This is a genomic window from Agrobacterium sp. 10T429 (genome assembly GCF_056393925.1).
This window is the reverse complement of the sequence record NZ_JBFTGV010000002.1, coordinates 771,962-792,659: the sequence shown is the minus strand read 5'-3', so window position 1 is coordinate 792,659 and position 20,698 is coordinate 771,962. Positions and strand designations below refer to the sequence as shown.

General features: G+C 58.2%; 20 protein-coding genes. 8 read left to right on the top strand and 12 right to left on the bottom strand.

The genetic code is table 11. The features are described 5' to 3' along the window. Positions 1-202 precede the first annotated feature (202 nt). The 3 genes from AC1DCP_RS08875 (at position 203) to AC1DCP_RS08865 (ending at position 3,357) form a co-directional block, all read left to right on the top strand. Positions 203-1,696, top strand: a complete 1,494-nt coding sequence (locus AC1DCP_RS08875) for a leucyl aminopeptidase (RefSeq protein ID WP_065688187.1) — start codon at positions 203-205, stop codon at positions 1,694-1,696. A gap of 25 nt (positions 1,697-1,721) precedes the next feature. Further along, positions 1,722-2,171: a DNA polymerase III subunit chi gene (locus tag AC1DCP_RS08870; protein ID WP_003512404.1), complete on the top strand. Its 450-nt coding sequence runs from the start codon at positions 1,722-1,724 to the stop codon at positions 2,169-2,171. A 157-nt stretch (positions 2,172-2,328) separates the two neighbouring features. Beyond that, positions 2,329-3,357, top strand: a complete 1,029-nt coding sequence (locus AC1DCP_RS08865) for a sensor domain-containing diguanylate cyclase (RefSeq protein WP_038492754.1) — start codon at positions 2,329-2,331, stop codon at positions 3,355-3,357. Positions 3,358-3,399: 42 nt separating this feature from the next. On the opposite strand, the gene AC1DCP_RS08860 is transcribed toward AC1DCP_RS08865, so the two are convergent. Continuing rightward, complete coding sequence (locus AC1DCP_RS08860; RefSeq protein ID WP_003512408.1) at positions 3,400-4,326, bottom strand: Gfo/Idh/MocA family protein; 927 nt, start codon at positions 4,324-4,326, stop codon at positions 3,400-3,402. A gap of 747 nt (positions 4,327-5,073) precedes the next feature. On the opposite strand from AC1DCP_RS08860, the gene AC1DCP_RS08855 reads away from it, so the two are divergent. Then, positions 5,074-7,011 (top strand): EAL domain-containing protein, encoded by a 1,938-nt coding sequence (locus tag AC1DCP_RS08855; protein WP_065688301.1) that lies wholly within the window; start codon positions 5,074-5,076, stop codon positions 7,009-7,011. 25 nt (positions 7,012-7,036) lie between these two features. Here AC1DCP_RS08855 and AC1DCP_RS08850 read toward each other — a convergent pair whose 3' ends face one another. Together AC1DCP_RS08850 and AC1DCP_RS08845 are read right to left on the bottom strand one after the other, a co-directional pair. Continuing rightward, on the bottom strand, positions 7,037-8,920 hold the full coding sequence (locus tag AC1DCP_RS08850) for an ABC-F family ATP-binding cassette domain-containing protein (protein ID WP_025592992.1): 1,884 nt from the start codon (positions 8,918-8,920) through the stop codon (positions 7,037-7,039). A 70-nt stretch (positions 8,921-8,990) separates the two neighbouring features. Beyond that, positions 8,991-10,037, bottom strand: a complete 1,047-nt coding sequence (locus AC1DCP_RS08845) for a GGDEF domain-containing protein (protein WP_065688188.1) — start codon at positions 10,035-10,037, stop codon at positions 8,991-8,993. A gap of 256 nt (positions 10,038-10,293) precedes the next feature. Here AC1DCP_RS08845 and AC1DCP_RS08840 point away from each other — a divergent pair, with 256 nt between their 5' ends. Both AC1DCP_RS08840 and ndk read left to right on the top strand, forming a co-directional pair. Continuing rightward, positions 10,294-10,989, top strand: a complete 696-nt coding sequence (locus AC1DCP_RS08840) for a glutathione S-transferase family protein (RefSeq protein WP_013635852.1) — start codon at positions 10,294-10,296, stop codon at positions 10,987-10,989. Positions 10,990-11,092: 103 nt separating this feature from the next. Beyond that, a complete protein-coding gene (gene ndk, locus AC1DCP_RS08835) occupies positions 11,093-11,515 on the top strand; it encodes a nucleoside-diphosphate kinase (protein WP_003502118.1) in 423 nt (140 codons plus the stop codon). A 179-nt stretch (positions 11,516-11,694) separates the two neighbouring features. Here ndk and AC1DCP_RS08830 read toward each other — a convergent pair whose 3' ends face one another. Then, the gene (locus AC1DCP_RS08830) at positions 11,695-12,207 is read right to left on the bottom strand and encodes a hypothetical protein (RefSeq protein ID WP_065688189.1); all 513 of its coding nucleotides are present in this window, start codon (positions 12,205-12,207) and stop codon (positions 11,695-11,697) included. Next, entirely contained in the window at positions 12,204-12,755 is a 552-nt protein-coding gene (locus tag AC1DCP_RS08825; RefSeq protein WP_065688190.1) for a CGNR zinc finger domain-containing protein, read from the bottom strand. Before AC1DCP_RS08825 ends, AC1DCP_RS08830 begins: the two co-directional genes overlap by 4 nt. Positions 12,756-12,814: 59 nt before the next feature. Here AC1DCP_RS08825 and AC1DCP_RS08820 point away from each other — a divergent pair, with 59 nt between their 5' ends. After that, a complete protein-coding gene (locus AC1DCP_RS08820; protein WP_065688191.1) occupies positions 12,815-13,711 on the top strand; it encodes a branched-chain amino acid ABC transporter permease in 897 nt (298 codons plus the stop codon). Between the two features lie 60 nt (positions 13,712-13,771). Here AC1DCP_RS08820 and AC1DCP_RS08815 read toward each other — a convergent pair whose 3' ends face one another. The 5 genes from AC1DCP_RS08815 to AC1DCP_RS08795 all read right to left on the bottom strand — a co-directional run bounded on the left by AC1DCP_RS08815 (position 13,772) and on the right by AC1DCP_RS08795 (position 18,012). After that, the gene (locus AC1DCP_RS08815) at positions 13,772-14,227 is read right to left on the bottom strand and encodes a molybdenum cofactor biosynthesis protein MoaE (protein ID WP_013635855.1); all 456 of its coding nucleotides are present in this window, start codon (positions 14,225-14,227) and stop codon (positions 13,772-13,774) included. Between the two features lie 4 nt (positions 14,228-14,231). Beyond that, positions 14,232-14,486: a molybdopterin converting factor subunit 1 gene (gene moaD / locus AC1DCP_RS08810; protein WP_065688192.1), complete on the bottom strand. Its 255-nt coding sequence runs from the start codon at positions 14,484-14,486 to the stop codon at positions 14,232-14,234. Then, entirely contained in the window at positions 14,486-15,073 is a 588-nt protein-coding gene (pgsA, locus tag AC1DCP_RS08805; protein ID WP_003512433.1) for a CDP-diacylglycerol--glycerol-3-phosphate 3-phosphatidyltransferase, read from the bottom strand. Before pgsA ends, moaD begins: the two co-directional genes overlap by 1 nt. A gap of 102 nt (positions 15,074-15,175) precedes the next feature. Next, a complete protein-coding gene (uvrC, locus tag AC1DCP_RS08800; RefSeq protein WP_013635857.1) occupies positions 15,176-17,227 on the bottom strand; it encodes an excinuclease ABC subunit UvrC in 2,052 nt (683 codons plus the stop codon). Then, positions 17,224-18,012, bottom strand: coding sequence for an SDR family oxidoreductase (locus AC1DCP_RS08795; RefSeq protein ID WP_003512437.1), 789 nt, complete (start codon positions 18,010-18,012; stop codon positions 17,224-17,226). Before AC1DCP_RS08795 ends, uvrC begins: the two co-directional genes overlap by 4 nt. Before the next feature lie 347 nt (positions 18,013-18,359). On the opposite strand from AC1DCP_RS08795, the gene AC1DCP_RS08790 reads away from it, so the two are divergent. Beyond that, positions 18,360-19,016, top strand: a complete 657-nt coding sequence (locus AC1DCP_RS08790) for an outer membrane protein (RefSeq protein WP_003512439.1) — start codon at positions 18,360-18,362, stop codon at positions 19,014-19,016. Positions 19,017-19,132: 116 nt separating this feature from the next. Here the strand turns inward: AC1DCP_RS08790 and AC1DCP_RS08785 are convergent, their stop codons facing one another. Both AC1DCP_RS08785 and AC1DCP_RS08780 read right to left on the bottom strand, forming a co-directional pair. Further along, positions 19,133-19,729: a glutathione S-transferase gene (locus tag AC1DCP_RS08785; RefSeq protein WP_003512441.1), complete on the bottom strand. Its 597-nt coding sequence runs from the start codon at positions 19,727-19,729 to the stop codon at positions 19,133-19,135. 33 nt (positions 19,730-19,762) lie between these two features. Further along, positions 19,763-20,536, bottom strand: a complete 774-nt coding sequence (locus AC1DCP_RS08780; RefSeq protein ID WP_065688193.1) for a ribonuclease T2 family protein — start codon at positions 20,534-20,536, stop codon at positions 19,763-19,765. Between the last annotated feature and the right edge of the window lie 162 nt (positions 20,537-20,698).

The following is a 20,698-nucleotide window of genomic DNA, read 5'->3' as shown; positions in this document are numbered from 1 at the left end:
GATGATTTTTCCACCGCCTGTGTCTTTTTGTGGAACAAGCTGTCGGTTTCATGACGCGATCGGCCATTCCACAAAAATGCCTTTCCTTTAGCGAATGTCGGCCGTTAAAGAATGTGAGCCTTTAAAAATGCAGGGTTGCGCCGGGGGCCGAAAAGGCCATGATCGGGCGCACACGCAAGTTATCCACGAAGAGCAGGAAAACATGTCCGCCAAATTCGATATTTCTTTCGCCAATTCCGCCTCGCTTGAAAATACCCTTGCCGTTGTGCTGCAAGCCTCGGGTGAGGCGCAGGCAGCTGCCGGCGCATCGGAAGCCGATCCGGGCGGCGTGCTTGAACGGGCGGCAAAGATTTCAGGCTTTTCCGCAAAGTCCATGACGACACTCGACGTGATTGCGCCGCAGGGTTCGGGCGCCGACCGGCTTCTCGTCATTGGCCTCGGCAAGCCGGCGAAACTTGTCGCCCATGACTGGTTGCGTGCCGGCGGCACCGCTGCCGCCAATTTCAGGAAGGCGGACAAGGTAGCCGTCTATCTAGATGCCCCGGGCGTCGATGTCGGTGCGCAGGCGGCTGCGGATTTTGCGCTTGGCCTGCTGCTGCGTGCCTATAGCTTCGATGCCTATAAGACCAAGAAGAAATCCGATGATGAGAAGTCGCCGAAGAAAGTAGAAATCGTCATCGTGACGGCAGTCCATCAGGAGGCGGAAAAGGCCTTTGCCGTGTCCGAGGCCGTCGCGGGCGGCGTTGTCCTGGCGCGTGATCTCGTCAACCTGCCGCCGAATGTTCTCGGTCCTGTCGAATTCGCTGAAAAGGCGGAAGAGTTAAAGAAGCTCGGTGTCGAGGTCGAAATTCTCGGCGAGAAGGAGCTGAAGAAGCTTGGCATGAACGCGCTTCTCGGTGTGGCGCAGGGTTCGGCGCGTCCGCCCCGGCTTGCGGTCATGCAGTGGAACGGCGGCTCCAAGAAGGATGAGCCTATCGCCTTCGTCGGCAAGGGCGTCGTGTTCGATACCGGCGGTATCTCGCTGAAGCCCGGCCTTAACATGGAAGACATGAAGGGCGACATGGGTGGCGCTGCCGCCGTGACCGGCCTCATGCAAACGCTCGCGGCCCGCAAGGCGAAAGCCAATGTGATCGGCGTCATCGGTCTGGTGGAGAACATGCCTGATGGTAACGCCCAGCGTCCCGGCGATATCGTCGCCTCCATGTCCGGCCAGACCATTGAGATCATAAATACCGACGCCGAAGGCCGGCTGGTTCTCGCCGATGCGCTCTGGTACACCAAGGAGCGTTTCAACCCGAAATTCATGATCAACCTCGCCACCTTGACGGGAGCGATCACGGTTGCACTCGGCAATCTTCAGGCTGGCCTTTTCTCGAATGATGACGAGTTGGCTGCACGTCTTTCGCAGGCGGGCGATGTTACGGCGGAAAAGCTGTGGCGCATGCCGCTGGGCAAGGATTACGACAAGATTATTGATTCCAAATTCGCCGACATGAAGAACAGCTCCGGCCGTCTGGCGGGCTCTGTCACCGCCGCTCAGTTCCTCAAGCGTTTCGTGGGCGAAACACCCTGGGCGCATCTCGATATCGCCGGCACCGCCATGGGTTCGCCGATGACCGAGATCAACCAGTCCTGGGGATCCGGCTATGGTGTGCGGCTGCTGAACGAACTCGTTCGCGCCCATTACGAAGATTGATGCGACCGGAGCTGCAAGTCCGCAGATGACTGAAATCCTGTTCTACCATCTGACGGAATCGAAGCTGGAGGATGCATTGCCGCCCTTGCTCGAAAAATCGCTGGAACGCGGCTGGAAGGTCGCGATCCAGACGGTGGACGAGGAGCGCCGCGATTTCCTCGACACGCATCTGTGGACCTTTCGTGACGACAGTTTTCTGCCGCACGCAACGGATAGCTCTGCCGCGCCGCAAAATCAGCCGATTCTTTTGACGGCGTCGAATGCGAACGGTAACGAGGCGAGTGTCCGCTTTCTCGTCGACGGTGCCGAACCTCCGGCGGTGGAGGGCTATGAGCGGATAGTGTTCATGTTCGACGGATACGATGCCTACCAGCTGGAAATGGCGCGGAACCACTGGAAAAGGCTGAAGACCGAAGGTCATGCGCTGACCTATTGGCAGCAGTCGCCGGAAGGCCGCTGGCAGAAGAAGGCCTGATCACAGTTTCCCACACAAAAAGACTGGCAAAAATTCGCATGTGGCGCCGCCTGTCGGTTTTCGCATTATGAGCCGAATCAGACATAGCTGTCTGATCCGGCCGACAGGTGACGGACGGTGGCGGCTGCCACAGACGAAACAGCAGAAGGACATCATCATGGGACAGGCGATTTCACGGCCCGACGGGGAAATAGAGCGTCTGGTCGCGGTGCGGTCAATCATGTCCGTCAAGAATGCCGAGATGCCGGAACTGGAAGTGCTGTCTCGATTGGGGCAGGGCGTCTTTGACGTCCCGCGTGCGGCCGTCCATATCGTCGACGAGGACTGGCTCCATATTGCCGAACAGGCGGGAATGCAACTTTCGGAATGCCCGCGCGATCTGTCGATCTGCAACCGAGTAATTGCCAGTCAGGATGTCGTGGTCATTTCCGATCTGACCCAGCATCCGGATTTCCGCTTCATGTCCTATGTGAAGGGCGGTCCCGGATTGCGTTCCTATGCTGGCGCGCCGATCGAGCTGGAACCGGGTCTTGTGGTCGGCGCCTTTTGCCTTGTCGATACGGTGCCGAGAAAATTCTCTCAAAGCGAAATTGACAATCTGAAGCACTTTGCGCTGCTGGCGGCCGCACTCCTGCGTCTACAGAAGGCCAATTTCACAATGAGTCTGGCGGAGCGTGAATTGCGGGATGCGGTGATGACTGATCCGTTGACCGGCTTTTACAATCGCAAGGCGCTGGAGGCGATTGTCGATGGCCAGCTTGGCGCGGCTCTGCGTGAGAACGAGGCCTTCGGCGTGCTCTATCTTGATCTGGACGGTTTCAAGGCGATCAATGACACGTTCGGCCACCCGGCGGGTGACAGGGTGCTGACCGCTGCCGCCGACCGCATTCGCAATTCGATCCGCAGCGAAGATACGGTGGTGCGCATGGGAGGCGACGAATTCGCCATTTTCATTCCCCGTCCCAGCAGGTCTGAGGTGATGAACGGACTGGCAGACAGGCTTCTGGCAGCCTTCCGTGAACCCTTTGATGTTGACGGGCAGGCGGTCGGTGCGCGTCTCAGCATTGGCGGCGCCATCGCCCCTCAGGCCGGTGCTGACCGCGCCACGCTTTTGCGCAGCGTTGACGAGGCACTGTATCAGGCAAAAAAGTCAGGGCGCGACCGTTTCGTCAGCCGCGCCCTTTGATGCACCTGTCTTCCGGAAGGCTTCCAAAAGCCTTTCGGCTCCTCAGTCGTAGAAGGAATCCACGAATTTGTGGCGGCCGAGCAGGAAGGCATCGGCCACATGAGTCAATGGCGCAAGATCGACATCAGAGCGTCCGGCCTTGATGATTTCCGCAAAACGCTCGTAGAGCGCCGGATATTCCCGCTCAGGTTCCGACACCGCCTGCTCGCCATTGATGGAGAGCTTCGCGCCGCCTTCCGAAAGCACCATCTGCCCGGCCGCCGTTTCGGCAACGATATCCCAGCTCTGCTTGCCGGTCTGGCGCCAGTCGAACTCGGCGCGCACGGGCATTTTCGTAACATCGGAAAAATGCAGCTCGGCAGCGATGGGCGCGTCGCGGTTTTCCGGGAACTCAAGCGTTGCCTTGGTCAGGAACAGCGCGCGGGGCAGGATGTGGGTGATGATCGACAGCGCATTGATGCCGGGATCGAACACACCGAGACCGCCCGCCTGCCAGATCCATGCCTGGTTGGGGTGCCAGTGGCGCACATCCTCTTTCCAGATGACATGCACGCTGTCGATTTTTGTCGAGGCGAGAAACGCCTTTGCAGCTTCAACGCCCGGCGCATAACGCGAGTGCCAGCTTGCAAATAGCGAAAGACCCTTCGAATCCGCAAGACGAACGAGATCCTGAACTTCCGAAAGCGTTGCGCCCGGCGGCTTTTCGAGGAAAACGTGCTTGCCGGCATTCAGCGCCGCATAAGCAGCCTCGTAACGGTACTGCGGCGGCATGCAGAGCGATACGGCCTCGATATCCTCGACGGCCTCCAGCATGGTCTCGATGGTGCCGTAAGAAGCGACGCCATCCACGGTACCGTGGCGGCTGGCCGTGCAGATCAATTCAAAATCCGGATTGCCTGCGATGGCGGGAAGGTGCTGGTCGCGAACGATTTTGCCGACGCCGACGATGGCAAGCTTGGTGGCTGACATGAAGTGGGACCCATTTGTATGATGCGTGGGATAAAGTGTGACTTTACGAGTTTTTTAACAGAAACGCTCAAAGGAGCAAGGCGATCGTCCTTGCAGGTCTCGTCTTTTTTCGGTGCGTAACGGCATGGCAAAAATCGGTATGCATATTTTATGTTGCCTAATATTTGAAATGTGAAAATATTGTTTCAAATTTAAAAGTATTGATTTTCATAACTTAATGCTTTTAAAATTCGAAATCGAAGTTAAGTTCCGAAATATTAATGTATAGTATATATTTAAATCAATATAAATTTCATTATTAAATGTATTATAATCAGAATTGAAAATACCTCGTTATATGGATTTTTTCAGGATTTCAGCGAAGGCAATTGTCAAATAAATACATACAGCGTAATTCTCGCATCTTATCTACACTAAGTTCTTTAGTGTCGGCGTAAAATTCGTGCGGCAGACTGTCTCGATGGTTTTTTCGTTTGGTTGTTGGTTGGCGCTTCGCTTCGTTTCTTGATTTTCCTGCTCGGCATTGTGCGACGCCGGCGGTGAGGAGGTACTCGAACTCGTGTCTTGTCAGTCGCTTGCTGTTGGCACCTGTCCGGCGATTTCGCCGAGGGCAGCCCGCGGTGGAGCGAGAGGTCGTGTGGAGCGATTGGCTATATGTACTGATTTTCCTGCGTAAACGCGGGATTTGTGAAGGTCAAACGCCGGAACCACGGCAAAAGAATAGTAATGACCGGGGGACATGCAGAGATGATGGAATTGATCGCCGCCCAGGCGGCCGCGTCAGCCGCCGAGTTGCCATTCCTGCTGCTCCAGGCTGCGGCCCTTGTCGGCATGGTGTCGGTGCTGATCCTTCTGCAGCGAAACATCGCTCTCGATGACGCTCGTTACAAAATCTACTACGGCATCATCTTCGGGGTTACCGGTTTCTTGCTGACGCTACTGGTATCCGAGTTCATCAAGCTGCCTTCCAAGCCCTATATCCGCTCTGACCTGCTGTTCCTGGCTGGCGTGTTGGGGTCCTGGCAAGGCGGCTTGATAAGCCTGGCGCTCGTCTCCGCAGGGCGATTTTTGTTTGGTGGTCCGGCACTCTTTGGGGCCGCTTTTCTGGATATGAGCATTATCTCGGCTTTCGGGATGGCAATGTATGGCTGGATGCGCCGGCGCAGTCTCACTGAACTCGGCGTCCGCGAGGTCTTCGGCGTATTCGCGGTCAGGATTTTCGCGGCGTTGTTCGCTGTTTGCGTGACCTATAGTCTCAGCATGATAAATCAGGACGTTTTTCTCAGTAACGTCGGACGGCGCATCTTCGGTTCGTTGGTCGGGTTGCCGATGATCGCCTGTCTGTTTCTGTTGCTGCGCAGCGAGGCGCGGGCGCGTGAAGAGGCAAGGACACGCGATGCTGCGGCGCGGACGGATTCGTTGACGGGCCTGCCCAACAGGCGTGCCCTCAAAGACCATATCGAAGTCGTGATGCGGCAGGAGCCGGCCGTTCCGCACGCTCTCCTTCTCATAGAAATCGTCAATATGGCCGATGTCGCCGCCTGCCAGGGCGAGGATTGGGGCGATCTTTTCTGGCCGAGGCTGGCACAGGAAATCTGCAACGATGACAACGGTCTGCTGTCGAGTTCCAATGCACCGCGCAGCTTCATGTTCGGCGATACCACGCTTGCAGTCGTCATGTCGGGGATTTCGCTCGAGAAGTCGGAAAGCACAAGGCTGATAATGCGTCTCCACGACGGGTTAAGTACATTTTCACGGTCTGCGGATCCAGAACCGGTGCCGCATCTGAAAATCGGTGCCGCTAATCTGGATAAGCTTTCCCGGCAGAACGTGGCTTCCTTCCTCCGGCAGCTTAGTCTTGCGCTGCGAGGAAGCGAAAATCCGGTGCAGATATTCCCCTTCTCCTTCGCCGATAAGGCCACGCGGGACGAGGGGGTGCGCCAGATGCTGGTCAACTGGATCAGATCCGGCAAGCCGCCGATATTTTATCAGCCGAAATTCGAAATGCACAATCGCCGCATGATTGGCGCGGAGGCTCTTTTACGGGCCGTGGATGCGTGCGGACAGCCGCTTTCGCCCTATTACGTGCTGGAGATTGCCGAGCGTCACCGGCTGCTGGTGGAGTTTGAATGGTCGACGATCGAAGCCGTCGTCCGCGACCTCATCGACCTGCGGGGCCTCGACCCGGACTTTCATCTGGCGGTGAACATTTCGGCATCGTCTTTTGCCACTGCGGGCTTCGGAGAGCGGGTTGTGGCCTTTTTGAACGAGATGGGGGTCCCGGCGCACCGTCTGTCGATCGAAGTGACGGAGATGAGCAGGATACCGGCCATCGACATCGTGCAGCAGAATTTCGACAGATTGAGCGAAGCGGGCGTGCGGCTGGCGCTCGATGATTTTGGCACCGGTTATGCGGCACTCACCCTGCTTGCGCGGTTCCCCTTCAAGGAGGTCAAGATCGATCACTGGATGACGTCCCGGCTTGAACAGTCGCGGTTCCGGGAGGCCATCGCGCTCGCCTTCGAAAGCGCCGAACGTTACGGCGCCACGCTGGTGACGGAAGGTATAGAAACGGAAGAGCAGAGCAGGCTGCTCATGCAGATGGGAATCCGTTTCGGTCAGGGCTATCTTTATTCGCCCGCCGTGCCGCTCGAGCGGCTGCAGCCTCGCAGGGAATGCGCTTAGATTTTCGCACCAGCATGATGACGCATCACTGCGTCATCGCATCCTCATATTCGCTCGAAAGCATCAGCCACTGCTCCTCGGCGTCCGAAAGCTTACTCGCGGCTTCGCCACGCTCTTTGACTTTCTGCGCGGCCTTGGCAGGTGCCTTTTCGTACAAAGCAGGGTCCGCCAGTTCCTTGTCGAGCGACTGAATCATTTTCTCAAGCTTCGCCGTCAAAGATTCGATTTCATTGATCTTTTTCTTCAGCGGCGCAAGCTGAGCGCGTTTTTCGGCGTTGGCCTTGCGCTGGTCGGCTTTCGATGTCTGGTCGGCGGCGGCTTCTGTCTTCTCTTCCTTCTTTTTTCCGGAAGAGACGACGAGGTCGCGATATTCCTCCATGTCGCCTTCAAAGGTCTTCACCGTGCCGTCGGCCACCAGCCACAGGCGGTCGACAGTTGCCTCGATGAGATGCCGATCGTGCGAGATGAGGATGACGGCGCCGTTATAGTCGTTCAGCGCTTCGATCAGCGCCCGGCGACTGTCGATGTCGAGATGGTTGGTCGGTTCGTCGAGGATGAGCAGATTTGGCGCATGGAAGGCCGCAAGTCCCATCAGCAGTCGGGCCTTTTCACCGCCGGACAGGTCTTTCGCAGCCGTCGCCATCTTCTCCGTCGCAAGGCCCATCTGCGCCACCCGCGCCCGCACCTGCGCTTCAGACGCCAGCGGCATCAGCTTGCGCACGTGTTCGACCGGTGTCTGGTCCGGCACGAGATCGTCCAGCTGATGCTGCGCAAAGAAGCCGATCTTCAGGCCCGGGGCGATGCGAAGATCGCCCGCTTGCGGCGCAAGCCTGCCGGAGATGAATTTCGCAAAGGTCGATTTGCCGTTGCCGTTGGAACCGAGCAGCGCGATGCGGTCGTCATTATCGATGCGAAGATTGAGCTGCTTCAGAATGGATTTGCCCGGCTCGTAACCCACGGCACCGCCATTGATGGCGACGATGGGTGAGGCGGGCTGCTTTTCCGGCTCCGGGAACGTGATCGGCTGGACGTGGTCCTCGATCACGGCGGCGACGGTGCCCATGCGCTCCAGCGCCTTGATACGGCTTTGCGCCTGGCGCGCCTTGGTGGCCTTGGCGCGAAAACGGTCGATGAAGCTTTGCAGATGTTTGCGCGCGGCGTCGTTTTTCACCTTCGCCTTCATCTGCAATTCGTCTGCTTCGGCTTTCTGGCGCTCGAACTGGTCGTATCCGCCGCGATAGAAGGTCAGTTTCTTCTGGTCCAGATGCACGATGGAATTGACGGCATTGTTCAGCAGATCGCGGTCGTGGCTGATGATGATGACGGTATGCGGATAACGCCGGATATAGTCTTCCAGCCAGAGCGTGCCTTCAAGGTCGAGATAGTTGGTCGGCTCGTCGAGCAGCAGGAGGTCGGGTTCGGCAAACAGCACGGACGCGAGCGCCACGCGCATGCGCCAGCCGCCGGAGAACGAAGAGGCGGGGCGAAGCTGCGCCTCGTGATCGAAGCCAAGACCGGCAAGAATGCTGGACGCGCGGGCTTCGGCCGAATGCGCGTCGATATCGACCAACCGCACCTGAATTTCTGCGATCCGGTGCGGGTCTGTTGCGGTTTCCGCCTCGGCCAGCAGCGCGCTGCGCTCCTTGTCGGCGGAAAGCACGATGGAAATCAGCGATTCTTCCGTTCCCGGCGCTTCCTGCGCAACCTGGCCGATGCGCGCCAGTTTCGGGATCGTTACCGAACCGCTTTCCGCTGAAAAGTCACCGGTGATGACCCGGAAAAGAGTGGATTTGCCGGCGCCGTTGCGGCCAACGAGGCCCACCTTCACGCCAGCCGGAAGCGTCACGCTGGCGTGGTCGAGAAGCAGGCGCCCGGCGATGCGGGCGGAGAGATCGGTAATCGTAATCATGGCGCCGTTTTGGCCGAACTGCGTGGCCAAGGCAAGAGCGCGCGCGCCACACCAGATCAGATATGCAGCTTCAACAGCCGAGCTGCGCCAGATAGCTGCTGCGGCTGCGTTGAGCCACGTCCCGGGAGTAGCCTATGACGCAATTGCGCGTGCCGCAGCGTGCGGACAGCAGGGCGAGCTCGGCATGGCTGAAAAATTCCGCTGATGTCGCGGTGCAGTCCACTGCCGCAACGCCGATCGAGACGGTCAAATGCTCGCCGTCTCCCTCACTGGTGACGAAACGCAGCGCCTCGACGTTCTGCCGCAACCGCTCTGCAATTGCTTCAGCCGTATTTTGCGAGACGTCGGCGAACAGAAAAGCGAACTCGTTTCCGCCGATGCGGGCAACGAAATCGTCCTTCTTGATCGTCTTGCGGAAAAGCGCTGCCAGCCGGCGCAGCGCCTTGTTGCCGGCGGTGGGGCCGTATTTGCCGTTGATTTCGCGGAAATGGTCGATGTTGAGCAGCACAAGCGATGTGGCGGATGCTCTCTGATCGCCCGAAAACAGGTCGCCGAGCTTCTCGAGGAAAGCCGCCCGATTGGGAAGCGCCGTCAAGGCATCACGCAGGGAACTCGCCTGAAGATCGGTCCGGCTTTTCTCAACCTCGCGGATTTTCATCAGCCCCATGGAAACGAAATGCCGGAGACTCGTTTGTTCCTCGTGAATATCGCCCATCAATTGCGCAAGCCGCTCCGTTGCAGGCAGCTCTGAGTGATCTTGCCCGGAAAGACTGGCAATAAATGTTTCGGTGCGTTGCAGGCCGGCTTCCAGTCGCGCGGAAATCTGCTTCAGCGTCTCGAAGGCCGTCGCTGCCATCTGCTCGGCCTCGATCTTCGAAAAACCCGGCAGATTGTGTCTCTGGCCGACAATATCGATTTCATGCTGTTGCGGCGCGTTGCCAAGGGCGAGAATATCACGTCCCATCGCCGGGTTATGCCCCGACAATATTTCGTAGATCAGTTCGTAGTTTCGCGGCAGCGGTGCAATATTCATCTTGTCGATGAACTGAGCAATTTTTGTAAAGACGAGACCGTTCCTTGCCTTCTCGCGTTTTTTATCGCCCGCCGTTGACGTCACTGACAGCCCCAATACCAATAAATTATGAATGCACCGGTGATAACCGATTGTTGAACACGATTATTCTTACAAGCAACGGTTTAAAATAGGCTAAACCTGACGAGGTTTTCATTGCCGTGAGACCCCAATTCTCGTGGAGGGGACGGTTGAGCGCCGGATGCGTTTGTTGATCAGTAGTATGACAAATCCTGATTTGATTTCAGGCGGCGGTCGTTTTTATATCGCATCATCGATGTAGCAGAAGAGGGTGCAGCCTATGACGACCTCCAGAACCTTATATTCACTTTGCGGAAGCGATAGCGCACGGCCGTTCTCCCCCCATTGCTGGAAAACCGTGCTTTCGCTGGCGCATAAGGGGCTGGAGTTCGAGGAGCGTCCCTTGCCCTTCACGGTCATCCCGACGGTGGAGGACGGTTTTTCGAGGACCGTGCCGATCCTTCGTGATGGCGACCAGCTGGTGAGCGACAGTTTCGAGATCGCCCTTTATCTGGATGAGGCCTATCCGGAGCGGCCGTCGCTGTTTAACGGGGAAGGCGGCAAGGCGATGGCGCGTTTCGTTGAAAGCTGGTCGCAGACGGTACTGCACCCGGCCATCACCCGCATTGCCGTGCTCGATATCCACAATATGCTTGATGAGCCTGACCGCCTTTATTTCCGCGACAGCAGGACGAAGGCGCTCGGCCGGACGCTCGAGGATGTGGTGGCGAACCGTGAGGCGGAAATCGCGGCCTTCCCAGCGCTCCTGGCGCCGATCCGCCGCATGCTGGGCTTCCAGCCTTTCATCGGCGGCTCATCGCCGCTGTTTGCGGATTACATTGTTTTCGGTGCGCTGCAATGGGCAAGGATTACCACCGGAGCGGATCTGTTTTCCGAAAACGACCCCGTCCGTGACTGGTTCGAAGGCTGCCTTGACCTCCACGACGCCAGAGGCCGCAGTGTGACAGCGGCGTGAAATGTCTGCAGCCATCGTCGCAATGTGGTTGATCCCCCTTGTTTTCGGGCCTTTGGGCGGGTAAAGACCGCCCACTTTCTCTATAGGAAAAGGAAACGGACACATGGCGATTGAACGCACATTTTCGATGATCAAGCCGGACGCAACCAAGCGTAACCTGACTGGCGCGATCACCAAGGTATTTGAAGACAACGGTCTGCGCATCGTCGCCTCCAAGCGCGTCTGGATGAGCAAGCGCGAAGCAGAAGGCTTCTACGCCGTTCACAAAGAGCGTCCCTTCTTCGGCGAACTCGTTGAAGGCATGACCTCCGGCCCGACCATCGTTCAGGTTCTGGAAGGCGAAAACGCTATCCTCAAGAACCGCGAAATCATGGGCGCAACCAACCCGGCCCAGGCTGCTGAAGGCACCATCCGCAAGAGCTTCGCGCTTTCCATCGGCGAGAACTCCGTTCACGGTTCGGACGCTCCTGAAACCGCCGCACAGGAAATCGCCTACTGGTTCGCCGAAACCGAAATCGTCGGCTGATTCAAAATATCAACGGCTTGAATCGCCATCTCAGGCGATGGCATGAAGCCGCTGAAAAGACTCGATGAAACGGAGCCGAAAGGCTCCGTTTTTTTTGTTTTATTGCCGATAGAAGTTTACGCCGAAGCCATCCCCACGGGCCTCAGTCCTGTGACGAGCCCATGGATGAGGGGAGGTTTTCACGACGCCGGACACCCCTCGACTGGCCGCATATCCGTCGTGCCGTCCGCTTTGAACACGTCCGGGTTGGGCGTGTAGAGCGGGCCGATCGTCAGCGGTTTGGCGGGAAGGAGCGATTGGTCGGTGTCGGAGCGGATGGTGGTCTCTATCGTCTGCAGCACATCGCCTTCCGGCCCTTTGATGCGGATCGTGACCTTGTAGGGGCGGTCCTGCTTGACGCATTCGACCGGCGGACTTTGAACGGCGATCTTTTCATCTGCCGGGAAAATCTTCTCCCTGGTCGTCAGCTCGGTGCCGCCGCGGGGATTTTCGAAGGTCGCTTCCAACGTGCTGCCGTCGCGGATGGGGGCGATGCGCTGCAAGGTCACGAGATAGGTGGCAATCGCCACACGGTAATTGAAGACGAACATGCGGCCGGAAACCTTCGCGACATCGCGCGGCTCGTCCCGCTGACAACCGCAAAGACCGAGCACCATAGTGATCGCCAGCAACGGAATGGTTATTCCTTTCATGCCTGCGCTTCCTTCTTGCGGTGATAATGCCGGCTGGCTTTCTGCCGGTTGCCGCACACCGTCATGTCGCACCAGATGCGGCTTCTGTTCTTGCTGCGGTCGATGAAAAGCCAACCGCAATTGCCGCAAATCCGCAGCCGTTTCCGCGTCTCCGCCGCAAGCAGCGACAGAGCTGAATGGGCGGTCGCATTGGCAAGGCTCTCTCGCAGAGGAAACAACTTTAGTGCCGTGCCGCAAGCGAAGAGAAGCCCTGCCAGCCGGCCGTCGTCATCGTCGCCATTCGTCATCGAAGCGCGGAAATAATCGTCGATCGCCTCGCGAAGATCGAGAAATACCTGCCTCATGTCCGCTTCGGGCACGATGAGTGCGGGAAACCTGTCGCGCTCCGCTCCGAGTCGGGTCGACGCCTCGGCAAAGGTGGCGATCTGCTCAGGCACAGCAAAACGGTCGACCGATTTTGCCGCGTCCGCGCGCAGGATGACGCTATTGGCGACATCGAGGGCCAATGCGCCGCCTGCGAAACGATGTTCTGTCCAGCGAAATGTCATGGCGACATTATAACTATCAAAATGGATTTTAATAGTTATAATGCGATGGGGAGAACGGATTGGCTTATTTCCTGCAACAATTGCTGAATGCCGTACCGGTAGCCTCGCTTTATGCGGTTCTGGCGTTCGGCTATGCCATCGCCTTTTCGGTCACGAAACGGGCCGATGTCACCTATGGCGCGATTTTCGCTTTCGCCGGTCAGACCTGTCTGCTGTTTGCCGATTTTGGCTGGAACCGGCTGTGGCTGATCTTGCCTGCAACACTCGCGCTTGGGGCAGGGGCCGGTCTTTTCGGCGGTCTGTGGGCGGCGGCTTTCATCGGCAGGGCGGTGATGCGGCCCCTGGCGAAAGCCTCCCCCAATGCGGTGACGGTCGCCGCCATTGGCGTGCTGATCGCGCTCACCGAAAGTGCCAGACTTGCCGCCGGCACGCGACAATTATGGCTGCCGCCGCTTTTGTCGGAGCCGGTGCGATTCTGGGCCGATGGAAGCTTCGCCGTCACCCTGACGTCGATGCAGATGCTGAACACGGCTGTCTTCTGCCTGCTCGTTCTCACAGGCACTTTCTACCTCCAGCGTTCCGGCTTTGGCAGACGCTGGAAGGCGGTGTCGGACGATGCTTTCGCCGCGTCACTGTGCGGGGTAAATGCAGGCAGGGTGTTCCTGCTGTCTTACTGTGCAGCGGGTCTGCTTGCCGCCATCGCCGGCGTCCTCGCCACGTTTTATTACGGCACCATGGATTTCGGTGCCGGTCTGGTGTTCGGCCTGAAGGTCGTGCTGATTTCGGCAGCGGGCGGTTATGCAAGCCCGCTCGTCTGCGCGCTCGGGGCTGCTGCCGTCGGGTTCGCGGAAACGCTATGGGTCGGTTACGGCCCGGTTATCTGGCGTGATGCGGCGGTTCTGGCGCTTCTGGTGGGCTGGCTGATCGTCATGCGCAGCAGAGTGGAAGCGCCCTAGAGCATTTCCAGGAGGGGTGGCGTCCGGTTTTCGTCCGGAAGTGCGGGAAAACACAACGCGTTACCGCCATTTGTCCTTGGCCGTGTCGTCGGTCGTCTTTGCGGCAACCCAGTCGCCCTTCGTGCCATCCTTGCCGTGTTCCTTTTTCCAGAATGGGGCGGACGTCTTGAGGTAGTCCATCACGAAATTTGCACCGTCAAAAGCGGCCTGCCGGTGCCGGGAAGCGGCAATGACGAGGACGATATTCTCGCCGGTGGCGATCTTGCCATGGCGATGAATGGCGGTGAGGCCGAGGAGGTCGAAGCGTTCGATGGCGAGTTGCGCGATACGGGTCATTTCCGCTTCGGCCATGCCGGGATAATGCTCGAGTTCCAGCGCCGCGAGCGTGCCGCCATCATCGCGACAAAGCCCGGTGAAGGCCACCACCGCGCCAATGCTCTTGTCGCCTTCCGTCAGCCTGCGGGTTTCTTCCGCAGCGTCGAAATCCTGTGCCTGCACGCGGACCGTCGGCTGCATCCGGTTATCCCCCCGTCATGGGCGGGAAAATGCCGATCTCGCGCGCACCGGCAATGCTTTCGTCATGTTCAACATGTTCCTGATTGACCGCAACGCGGATCACATCCGGAAATTCGAAGGCGGCTTCGTAGTTTTCGCCAAGGGTTGAGAGATAGGCGATCAGCTCACCGGCCGTGGTAACGGAGGAGGGGATATCCAGCTCCTCTTCCGCCGTGCCGATCTTTTCGCGAACCCAGGCGAAATAAACGATCCGCGTCATCATTCTTCGTCCACGATGTGCTTGAGACCCGCCTTGAAGTAGTCGTAGCCGGTGTACATGGTCAGCGCTGCTGCAAGCCAGAGAAGCGTAATTCCCATCTCGGTCGTGTAGGGCAGAACCTTGTCTCCCGCGGGACCGGCGAGAAGAAAGGCGATGGCTACCATCTGGATGGTGGTCTTCCACTTCGCGATGCGGGTGACGGGAACGCTGACCTTCAGCGCCGCCAGATATTCACGCAGGCCCGAGACCAGAATTTCGCGGCAGAGAATGGTGATGGCGGCCCAGAGCGACCAGCCGGCAATGGTGCCGTCCGCTGCCATCAAGAGCAGCACTGAGGCGACCAGCAGCTTGTCGGCGATCGGGTCCAGCATGCGGCCGATATTGGAGGTCTGGTTCCAGATACGCGCCAAATAACCATCCAGAAAATCGGTCAGCGAGGCGACGATGAACAGCCAAAGTGCCGTCCAGCGCGCAAAATCCGAGCTTTCCAGCTTTCCTTCGATGTAAAAACACAAAACGATGACGGGAACCGCCAGAATGCGGGCATAGGTGAGAAGGTTGGGAATGCTGTATGCGCGCGAAGCCATGGGAAACCTGTCAGTCTGGATAAGCTGCCTTGATGCCGCCCCTGACGCATAGGGTCAACACGTTATTATGTTTTTTTAGCAGTTCGTTGCGACAGTGCGCCTTCAATCACCACTGCTCTCATGGAAGTGATTGTAGATTTGCCGCGCTACTGCTTCTGAAATGCCGGTGACATTCATTAGATCGTTGAGGCCTGCGCGTGAAACTGCCTTGGCCGTACCGAAATGCTGCAACAGCGAGCGCTTGCGTCCTGGGCCGATCCCCGAAATTTCATCCAGCGGATTGCGCACCATTTCCTTCTTGCGTCGCGCCCGGTGTGAGCCGATGGCAAAACGGTGGGCCTCGTCGCGCATGCGCTGGATGAAGTAAAGCACGGGATCGCGCGGCGGCAGGGAAAAATCGCTGCGGCCATCCGCAAAGAAGCGCTCGCGGCCCGCCTCGCGGTCCACACCCTTGGCGACACCGATGGCAATCACGCTGTCGCGAATGTCGAGCTCATCGAGGATGGCACGCACCGCCGTCATCTGTCCCTGACCACCATCGATCAGGATAACGTCCGGCCAGGCGGGGAAGGGCATGTCCGCGGCTTCCTCGGGTGTGGGCGTCAGCGTCTGCGCGCGGTCAGGCTTGCCCTCTTCCTTCAACAGGCGCGAGAAGCGGCGGGTCATGACCTCACGCATCATGCCGAAGTCGTCACCGGGAGTGATATCGGTCGATTTGATATTGAACTTGCGATACTGGTTTTTCACGAAGCCTTCCGGCCCCGCCACCACCATGCCGCCCACGGCATTGGTGCCCATGATGTGCGAGTTGTCGTAAATCTCGATCCGGCGCGGCACGTAAGGAAGGTTGAAGGTTTCCGCGAACCCCTTCAGCAACCGCGCCTGAGACGAGGTTTCCGCCAGCTTGCGGCCATGCGCCTCGCGGGCATTGGCAAGAACATGGTCGGTGATGTCCTTCTTCTCGCCGCGCTGCGGCACGCTGATCGTGACCTTGTGTCCGGCTTTTTCGCCAAGAGCAGCGGCCAGCAATTCCTGTTCCTCTACGGTTTCGGAAAGCAGGATCTGTTTCGGCACCGGTTTGTCGTCGTAAAATTGCGCCAGAAACGCATTGAGGATTTCCGAGCCGGGCAGGGACGGGTCGGCCTTAGGGAAATAAGCGCGGTTGCCCCAGTTCTGGCCGGTGCGGAAAAAGAACACCTGGATGCAGGATATGCCGCCCTCGTGATGGATGGCGAAAACATCCGCCTCCTCGATGCCGGCCGGATTGATGCCCTGATGGCTCTGGACGTGCGAGAGCGCTGCCAGCCGGTCGCGATAGACGGCGGCGCGCTCGAAGTCGAGATCCTCGGCCGCCTCGTTCATCTGCCGGGCAATCGCGGTCTTGACGCTCTGGCTCTTGCCGGACAGGAAATCCTTTGCTTCCTTGACGAGTTCCGCATACCCCTCATCGCTCACCTCATGTGTGCAGGGGCCGGAACAGCGCTTGATCTGGTAAAGAAGACAGGGACGCGTGCGGGTTTCGAAAACGCTGTCGGTGCAGGTGCGGATCAAGAACGCGCGTTGCAGTGAGTTGATCGTGCGTCCAACGGCTCCGGCAGAGGCGAAGGGTCCGAAGTAGTCGCCCTTGCGCGCCCGCGCACCCCGGTGCTTGAAAATCGCCGGTGCACGATTGTCGGCTGTGATCAGGATATAGGGAAATGACTTGTCGTCGCGCAAAAGCACGTTAAAGCGCGGCCGCAAGCGTTTGATGAGATTCGCCTCGAGGAGAAGCGCCTCGGTTTCCGTACGGGTGGTGACGAATTCCATATGGGCGGTCAGCCGCACCATCTGCGCAATGCGGTTGGAATGCACGCGACCCTGGGCATAGTTACCGACGCGCTTCTTCAGCGAGCGCGCCTTGCCGACGTAGAGAACGTCGTTCGCCTCGTTGAACATGCGGTAGACACCCGGCGAGTTCGGCAGGTGTTTGACGAATTCGCCGATCAGATCCATGCCCTTCAGGCCGGATTCGTTTTTCCAGCCGGCATTCCAGTCCATGCCGGCAACGTCGCGCGGTGCCTCGGCCGCGTCTGTCGCGGCAAGGTTTGCATCGTCGTCTTCGTCATCGGTTTCATCGAAGAGAATACCGCCGTCAGGCAGCTTCTTTCCGTTCATTCAGGTATCTCCGCCACATCAGGGGTTTCCCAGCCAAGATGCTGGCCGCCATCGAGCGCGATCATTTGTCCGGTGATCGACGGCGTATCAAAAAGAAAGCGAATCGTCCGCCCGAACTCGTCGGGTTCCGGACCGCGCTTTAATATAAGGCCGTCGATCTGCGCCTGAAAGTCCTCCGGCGCCTGTCTTTCGCTTTTGAAGGAGGGACCCGGCCCGATGGCGTTGACGCGCACCCGCGGCGCAAAACTCTGCGCCATCGTCCGTGTGGCTGTCCAAAGTGCCGATTTCGAAAGCGTATAGGAGTAAAAACGCGGCGTAAGCGCAAGTACGCGCTGATCGATGATGTTGACGATCAGTCCGGATTTATCCTGAGGCAATTGCTGAACGAAGGCGGCCGCGATGAGGGAAGGCGCCCGCACGTGCACGGAAAAATGCGCGTCGAAGATTGCCGGATCGGGCGTTTCTGCCGAATCGTCCAGAAAAATGGATGCATTGTTGACGACCACGCCTATCGGGCCGAGCGCCGAAGATGCCTGTTCGACAAGCGCCATTGTTGGCGATGATTGTGTCAGATCCGCCTGAACGGCAACGGCCTTGCCGCCTTTTTGCCTTATTTCGTTAGCGAATTCCTCGGCTTGCCCCATAGAGGCGTTGGCGTGGACGGCAATCGCAAAGCCATGCGAGGCCAAATCCGTGGCGATCGCCCGCCCGAGCCGCCGGGCGGCACCCGTTATCAAGACTGTCTTCGGTATATTTTCTTTCACAGCGGACCTGCATTTGCTCATACACGCCCTATTTGCTGGATATAATCGCAAATCGCAAGCTGTCCGTGGGCCGTAAAAGAATTGTGTGGATTTTTATTGGTAATGTAATTTAAATTTAATTTGAATATAACTAAGTTTAAATTCGATATATTAGAAATTAAGTTTCCGGTAGGGTTAATAAAACCCTTGTGGCAATTAGGCAACGTCTAATTCTAGTCACGTGTCTGCCCCAAACAATTCACATTTTGGCTCTTTGATCTCCGCATTCTCCCATCAAATTCAATTTTCAGAGGGGCGATTAACCCGACGAATTTACCGCGTCTAAAAACAATGTTTTGAGTACGGCGCGGTCCTGAAAGGAGAATAACATGCGTATTTTCGTAGCAACCATTATGGCTTCGACCATTGCAGCTGCCGGTTTCTCGGCTGCTCACGCCGCTGACGCCGTAAACGACGTGCCGCAGGCACCGGTAGCCTACGACCAGCCCGCTCCGGTCAAGAACTGGACCGGCGCTTACCTCGGTGGTACCGCCAACTACGATTGGGGCCGTTTCAGCTCCAGCAACGACGGCCGTGACGCCAAGGGTGCCGGCGGCGGCATCTACGGCGGTTACAACATGCAGAACGGCCAGATCGTTTACGGTGCCGAAGCAGACGTTAACCTCGGCCGCGAGCGCGGTTCCGCTGGTACGGTTGGTGGCAACGCCGTCGAAGGCAAGCAGGGCGTCAACGGCTCGCTGCGTGCTCGCGTCGGTTACGACATGAACCCGTTCCTGCTGTACGGTACGGCTGGTCTCGCAGCCTCCGACAACAAGGTACGTGACGCGACCTCCAAGGACAGCGCAACCGCCCTCGGCTACACCGTTGGCGCCGGCGTTGAAGCCATGGTTACGGACAACATCACTGCCCGTCTGGAATATCGCTACAGCGACTACCAGAAGAAGGACTACAGCCTGGACTCCGGCGCGTTCTCGCGCGGCTTCGACGACCACTCCGTCAAGGCCGGTATCGGCGTCAAGTTCTGATCCTTCGAGGATCGGTAAAAGAAAAGCCGGGGTTTACGCCCCGGCTTTTTCGTTTTTGCCATCAGCTACAGCATCCATGCCCGGCGATCAGGCCAGGCATGGCGCTCACATTGGCGTCAGGCGGCAGCCCTCATGTCCTTATAGGCTTCGAAACGCTTGCCGAATGTTTCCGGCCATTGCGCCAGCGCCTCGTGCCCTTCGGCCCATTCACCTGCAAAACGCAGATCGAGATAACCGATCAACGCCGCAAGGGCGAAATGTCCGCCATGCAGCTTCTTGCCGGTTTTCGGCAGGTTGGCGTTGAGATGATCCAGACCCTTCACCGCCTTTTTCCACTGCTTGTCGATCCATGGCTGGTGAACTCTGTCCTCCGGGCGGGAACGGCGCTCGTAAACGATGGCCAGCAGGCAATCCATGATGCCGTCGCAGAGCGCTTCCAGAATTTCCGCTTCGGTGCGCTTGCCGTTCTTTTTCGGGTAGAGCTTGCCGCCCGAAAGGCGGTCTAGATAGTGCATGATCGCGACGCTGTCATAGACCGAGCCGCCATCGTCCAGAAGCAGGACCGGAATTTTGCCGAGCGGATTGTTGTCAACCAGCGTCGCGGGCTCGGCATTGGTGTCGACGGCGACGTTGGTAATGTCGATGCCTAGATGGCGGGCGGCCATGCGCACCTTGGCGGAGTAGGGGGAAGTGACGGAATAAAGCAGTTCCATAGTCGGGTCCTGACATATGTTGATGTGTGGGTATTAGCGAATGGGGACGATTTCGGTAGCGCTGACGCGGCAGCCCTTGCGGTCAAGCTCAGGGCAATCGCGGAATGTCATGTCCTTGTTGAGGCAGATACGGACTTCCTCAAGGCGTTTTCCGTCGCAGCTGATCGAGACGCCGCGTTTCGACATGCCGGGGTTGGCGTCGGTGAAGGCGGTTTCGATGGCGTCGGCGGAAAGGGTGGCGCCTTTAGCGCCCGAGGCAATCGTCTCCGGCAGCTTGACCGCCTCGAAGGCGGTTCGTGTTGCCGAAAAATAATCCTTCTGCGAAAGGCCGGAGCAGGAGCCGTGCTTGCGCCACTGGTGGCCGATCAGGCCCATGGAGGGCATGATGTCGAACATCGTGCGGCCGATTGCGTCGGGTACACGGTCCGGCTCGCTGCTCGTGCAGAATTCGGGGTATCCGGTTTCGTTTTGCGGCCAAAGCCCGTGTACGACGAAACCGTACCGCCTGTTGCTGCCGCATTGCTGGCGATTGCCGGAACCTTCGGAGCTGGCGCAGAACGCCGGCGACCAGGAGAGCGAAAGCACATAAAAATCGAAGCCTGTTCCGGCGGGCACAGGGTTTTTGCCCGTGTCTCGTCGGGCAATTTCCGGCTGGGATTTTTCGGGCCTGGAATTGCCGGCGGGCTGCGTTTGGGATTGGGTCTGCCGGTTGGTTGCAGAACCGGTCGGGGCCGGATTTTCCCGCGAAAACCACAGGGCCGCAAGCGACAGAAGACCGAGGGCGATGAAACCGGCATAACGCTTCATTTCGTGCACGTTCTCCGGAAAATGGACGACCTCGTATCGCCCGCAGACGACAAAGCGGTCTTACATAAATTTGTGAACGAGGCAAACGGGCAAAAAGGTTGAAAGCTTCGCCGCATAACGAATAGAGTCGAACGAATCTTCTGCGGAGTGCGGAAATCGGGT